Below are 6,189 nucleotides of genomic sequence, written 5' to 3'. Positions count from 1 at the left end.
TCCGCCGCGATCGTCCCGGCCGCGATCCGCGCCGCCGCTGTCCCTGCGGCGATCTCCGCCCCGGTCGTCACGACCGCGGAAGCCACGGTCGTCGTTGCGACCACGACCGTCGTTCGGCCTGCGCTCCGATGCCCCGCCCCCGCCGTCGCGGAACGGGCGACCTGCGCCGCCGGTGCCGCGGCCGCCGTCACGTGCGCCGGAACGACCGGACTGTCCCGCAGAACGATCGGGTGCACCGCGATCGCCGTAGCGACGTTCACCGTCGTCGCGGCGGGAGCCGCCCCGGTCGTCTCTGCTCGAGGAACGGCGCTCTCCGTCGCGACCACGCTCGGCCCCCGCGGCACGACCGTCGTTGCGCGCACCACGATCGTCGAAACGATTGCTGCGGCGACCATCGCGGCCGTCAGATTCACGGTGGTTGCGCTGACCGTCGCGACTGCCAGCGGCACGGCCTTCACGGCCTCCGGATGAGGCACCGCGCGAGGGACGGTCGCCGCCGGCCGCGCGCCGATCGCGCGAGTCGCGCTCAGCACCGGTACGGCGCTTCTGTCGTCCGTCGTCGTCGGAGCGGCGGTTGTCGCGCTCAGTGTCGTCCGTCATGGCCTCGTCCCTCATCTACGGCAGTGAAAGCACCGTACCGCTGTTGTGTTGTGATTGCGTTCGCGCACGTTAGGTCGTGTCTGATAATTCGTCGGCTACTGCGCTGGGCGCTGCGCACCGGCTCGCGTCGTTCTCGTCGGTCGACGATGGCTCCGCATCGCCTCCCTCCTCGGCCTAGCGATCCAGCACACATCACCCATGCTCGCAACGCCGCGAATTATCAGACACTCCCTAGGCGCGGGCCGCCCTGCCGCCGCGACTGCGCTGCCGGCGGAGCGCGTCGTGAACGCAGAAAAGGCCGCCCCGTGGATGTGGGGCGGCCTTTCTGTAAGAGTGTTTCGGCGGTGTCCTACTCTCCCACACCCTCCCGGGTGCAGTACCATCGGCGCTGGGAGGCTTAGCTTCCGGGTTCGGAATGTGACCGGGCGTTTCCCTCCCGCTATGACCACCGAAAATATTTCGATGTGTACCCCTGTTGTGGTGAGACCACGCGGAGGGGTGGTCTCGAGGGGGTGGGTGCCCGTACATCGGGAACCACAAAGTGGACGCGAGCGCTCGCAAGAGCTAGTGAAGAAGTGTGTAAGTCGTCGGCTTATTAGTACCAGTCAGCTGCACACATTGCTGTGCTTCCACATCTGGCCTATCAACCCAGTAATCTGCTGGGAGCCTCTCGAACCGAAGTTCATGGAAGTCTCATCTTGAGGCCGGCTTCCCGCTTAGATGCTTTCAGCGGTTATCCATCCCGAACGTAGCCAACCAGCCGTGCCCTTGGCAGGACAACTGGCACACCAGAGGTTCGTCCAACCCGGTCCTCTCGTACTAGGGTCAGATCCTCTCAAACTTCCAACGCGCGCAGCGGATAGGGACCGAACTGTCTCACGACGTTCTAAACCCAGCTCGCGTACCGCTTTAATGGGCGAACAGCCCAACCCTTGGGACCTACTCCAGCCCCAGGATGCGACGAGCCGACATCGAGGTGCCAAACCATGCCGTCGATATGGACTCTTGGGCAAGATCAGCCTGTTATCCCCGAGGTACCTTTTATCCGTTGAGCGACAGCGCTTCCACAAGCCACTGCCGGATCACTAGTCCCGACTTTCGTCCCTGCTCGACCTGTCAGTCTCACAGTCAAGCTCCCTTGTGCACTTACACTCGCCACCTGATTGCCAACCAGGTTGAGGGAACCTTTGGGCGCCTCCGTTACTCTTTGGGAGGCAACCGCCCCAGTTAAACTACCCACCAGGCACTGTCCCTGAACCGGATTACGGTCCGAAGTTAGATGCTCCAAATGACCAGAGTGGTATTTCAACAATGACTCCACCCGAACTGGCGTCCGGGTTTCACAGTCTCCCACCTATCCTACACAGGCCACACAGAACACCAATACCAAGCTGTAGTAAAGGTCACGGGGTCTTTCCGTCCTGCTGCGCGTAACGAGCATCTTTACTCGTAATGCAATTTCGCCGAGTTCGTGGTTGAGACAGCTGGGGAATCGTTACGCCATTCGTGCAGGTCGGAACTTACCCGACAAGGAATTTCGCTACCTTAGGATGGTTATAGTTACCACCGCCGTTTACCGGGGCTTAAATTCAAAGCTTCGCCCAAGGGCTAACTCGTCCTCTTAACCTTCCGGCACCGGGCAGGCGTCAGTCCGTATACATCGTCTTGCAACTTCGCACGGACCTGTGTTTTTAGTAAACAGTCGTTCCCCACTGGTCTCTGCGGCCCACACACCCTTTCGGTGTAAAACCTAGTAAGTGGCGGGCCCCCCTTCTCCCGAAGTTACGGGGGCATTTTGCCGAGTTCCTTAACCACGATTATCTCGATCTCCTTGGTATTCTCTACCTGACCACCTGAGTCGGTTTGGGGTACGGGCGGCTTGAACCTCGCGTCGATGCTTTTCTTGGCAGCAGAGGATCACCCACTTTTTATTCCCATCGTGTCTCACCCTCATGAGTCCCGGATTTGCCTAGGACTCGGGCTACGCACTTGGACCAGGACTACCATCGCCTGGCTGGGCTGCCTTCCTGCGTCACACCTGTTAATACGCTAACCGCACCAGCATGGGGTCGCGCGCTAGGCCATCCGGTGTCACCCGAAGGTGACGGTGAATGGATTCGGGCGCTTAGCACCACTGGATTGGTTGGGACGGTTCTTCGCCGGTACGGGAATATCAACCCGTTGTCCATCGACTACGCCTGTCGGCCTCGCCTTAGGTCCCGACTTACCCAGGGAAGATTAGCTTGACCCTGGAACCCTTGGTCTTTCGGAGGACGTGTTTCTCACACGTCTTTCGCTACTCATGCCTGCATTCTCACTCGTGTGGCGTCCACGGCTAGATCACTCTGCCGCTTCACTCGCCACACGACGCTCTCCTACCCATCAACACGGCTGGACCACGAAGGCCTACCAAAAATGTCAATGCCGCAACTTCGGTGGTGTGCTTGAGCCCCGCTAAATTGTCGGCGCGGAATCACTTGACCAGTGAGCTATTACGCACTCTTTCAAGGGTGGCTGCTTCTAAGCCAACCTCCTGGTTGTCAAAGCAACTCCACATCCTTTTCCACTTAGCACACGCTTAGGGACCTTAGTTGGCGATCTGGGTTGTTTCCCTCTCGACTATGAAGCTTATCCCCCACAGTCTCACTGCTGCGCTCTCACTTACCGGCATTCGGAGTTTGGCTGACGTCAGTAACCCGTTGAGGCCCATCGGCCATCCAGTAGCTCTACCTCCGGCAAGAAACACGCAACGCTGCACCTAAATGCATTTCGGAGAGAACCAGCTATCACGAAGTTTGATTGGCCTTTCACCCCTATCCACAGCTCATCCCCTCAGTTTTCAACCTAAGTGGGTTCGGCCCTCCACGACGTCTTACCGTCGCTTCAGCCTGGCCATGGATAGATCACTTCGCTTCGGGTCTAGAACACGCGACTCGATCGCCCTATTCAGACTCGCTTTCGCTACGGCTACCCCACACGGGTTAACCTCGCCACGTATCACTAACTCGCAGGCTCATTCTTCAAAAGGCACGCCGTCACAACAATTAAAGTCGCTCCGACGGTTTGTAAGCAAACGGTTTCAGGTACTATTTCACTCCCCTCCCGGGGTACTTTTCACCTTTCCCTCACGGTACTTGTCCGCTATCGGTCATCTGGGAGTATTTAGGCTTATCAGGTGGTCCTGACAGATTCACACCGGATTTCACGGGCCCGGTGCTACTCGGGAACACTCGTAACGCGAGAACACATGTTTCGACTACGGGACTCACACCCTCTCCGGCCGGCCATTCAAAACCGTTCGTCTACACGCTTCTCTAACGTCACCCCTGCGGCAGCAGGAGAACACAAGGTCCCACAACCCCGAACATGCAACACCTGCCGGCTATCACACACACTCGGTTTAGCCTCATCCGCGTTCGCTCGCCACTACTAACGGAATCACTTTTGTTTTCTCTTCCTGTGGGTACTGAGATGTTTCACTTCCCCACGTTCCCTCTACCCGCCCTATATATTCAGGCGGGAGTCACCAGGACACACGAATGCGCCTGGCGGGGTTTCCCCATTCGGAAATCCACGGATCACAGCTCGCTTATCAGCTCCCCGAGGCTTATCGCAGATTGCTACGTCCTTCTTCGGCTCCAGATGCCAAGGCATCCACCGTTTGCTCTTAAAGACTTACAAAATCACATGAGCCACCAACCAAAAGGTCGATGTCGCTCTCTATAAGATGCTCGCGTCCACTGTGTAGTTCTCAAAGTACGGGCGGCGCCCACCCCGCAACCCCCAACCGGGAGCGCAAAAGTGGGCCCAACAAGAAACCAAGCCCCAAGGCCCGGTCCCTCAGGACCCAACAGCGTGCAGCCACCGCCCCCGGACGACACCACGTTCCAGCCCCTCAAAAAGAGACGTACTAGCGACATCACCCATCAACGATGGCATGTCAAATGTTCCACCCATGAGCTGCCGGCAGGACACATTCGGTCCCACACGACGCCTGGACACCCCAAAAGAGTGCCAGATGCTCCTTAGAAAGGAGGTGATCCAGCCGCACCTTCCGGTACGGCTACCTTGTTACGACTTAGTCCTAATTACCGATCCCACCTTCGACGGCTCCCTCCACAAGGGTTAGGCCACCGGCTTCAGGTGTTACCGACTTTCATGACTTGACGGGCGGTGTGTACAAGACCCGGGAACGTATTCACCGCAGCGTTGCTGATCTGCGATTACTAGCGACTCCGACTTCACGTAGTCGAGTTGCAGACTACGATCCGAACTGGGACCGGCTTTTTGGGATTCGCTCCACCTCACGGTATCGCTGCCCATTGTACCGGCCATTGTAGCATGCGTGAAGCCCAAGACATAAGGGGCATGATGATTTGACGTCATCCCCACCTTCCTCCGAGTTGACCCCGGCAGTATCCCCTGAGTTCCCACCATTACGTGCTGGCAACAGAGAACGAGGGTTGCGCTCGTTGCGGGACTTAACCCAACATCTCACGACACGAGCTGACGACAACCATGCACCACCTGTATACGAGTGTCCAAAGAGTCCTACATTTCTGCAGTGTTCTCGAATATGTCAAGCCTTGGTAAGGTTCTTCGCGTTGCATCGAATTAATCCGCATGCTCCGCCGCTTGTGCGGGTCCCCGTCAATTCCTTTGAGTTTTAGCCTTGCGGCCGTACTCCCCAGGCGGGGAACTTAATGCGTTAGCTGCGTCACAGAGACCGTGGAAAGGCCCCCACAACTAGTTCCCAACGTTTACGGGGTGGACTACCAGGGTATCTAAGCCTGTTTGCTCCCCACCCTTTCGCTCCTCAGCGTCAGTAACGGCCCAGAGATCTGCCTTCGCCATCGGTGTTCCTCCTGATATCTGCGCATTCCACCGCTACACCAGGAATTCCAATCTCCCCTACCGCACTCTAGTCTGCCCGTACCCACTGCAGGCTGGAGGTTGAGCCTCCAGATTTCACAGCAGACGCGACAAACCGCCTACGAGCTCTTTACGCCCAATAATTCCGGATAACGCTTGCGCCCTACGTATTACCGCGGCTGCTGGCACGTAGTTAGCCGGCGCTTTTTCTGCAGGTACCGTCACCCGAAGGCTTCTTCCCTGCTAAAAGAGGTTTACAACCCGAAGGCCGTCATCCCTCACGCGGCGTTGCTGCATCAGGCTTGCGCCCATTGTGCAATATTCCCCACTGCTGCCTCCCGTAGGAGTCTGGGCCGTGTCTCAGTCCCAGTGTGGCCGGTCACCCTCTCAGGCCGGCTACCCGTCGACGCCTTGGTGAGCCATTACCTCACCAACAAGCTGATAGGCCGCGAGCCCATCCCCAACCGATAAATCTTTCCCACTGCAAACCATGCGGCTACAGTGCATATCCAGTATTAGACGCCGTTTCCAGCGCTTATCCCAGAGTCAGGGGCAGGTTGCTCACGTGTTACTCACCCGTTCGCCACTAATCCACCCCAGCAAGCTGGAGCTTCATCGTTCGACTTGCATGTGTTAAGCACGCCGCCAGCGTTCATCCTGAGCCAGGATCAAACTCTCCGTAAAAAACAGTTGCCGACTCCACCACCGGAAAAAGGT

Annotated in this window: 1 protein-coding gene and 3 rRNA genes; 1 reads left to right on the top strand and 3 read right to left on the bottom strand. The window is 58.0% G+C overall.

Annotation, left to right across the window (positions count from 1 at the left end; genetic code table 11):
• A partial coding sequence (locus tag CIK77_RS17720; protein ID WP_220224450.1) for a hypothetical protein occupies nt 1-471 on the top strand: 471 nt, incomplete at its 5' end.
• Between the two features lie 465 nt (nt 472-936).
• Here CIK77_RS17720 and rrf read toward each other — a convergent pair.
• The 3 genes from rrf to CIK77_RS13485 form a co-directional block, all read right to left on the bottom strand.
• A 5S ribosomal RNA gene (gene rrf, locus CIK77_RS13495) occupies nt 937-1,053 on the bottom strand.
• A gap of 122 nt (nt 1,054-1,175) precedes the next feature.
• A 23S ribosomal RNA gene (locus CIK77_RS13490) occupies nt 1,176-4,281 on the bottom strand.
• Nucleotides 4,282-4,629: 348 nt separating this feature from the next.
• Nucleotides 4,630-6,156 (bottom strand): 16S ribosomal RNA (locus tag CIK77_RS13485).
• Together the 16S, 23S and 5S rRNA genes form the textbook arrangement of a ribosomal RNA operon.
• Between the last annotated feature and the right edge of the window lie 33 nt (nt 6,157-6,189).

This window comes from Microbacterium sp. JB110 (genome assembly GCF_003335195.1).
Taxonomy (GTDB): Bacteria; Actinomycetota; Actinomycetes; order Actinomycetales; family Microbacteriaceae; genus Microbacterium.
This window is presented reverse-complemented; position numbering and strand designations above follow the sequence as displayed.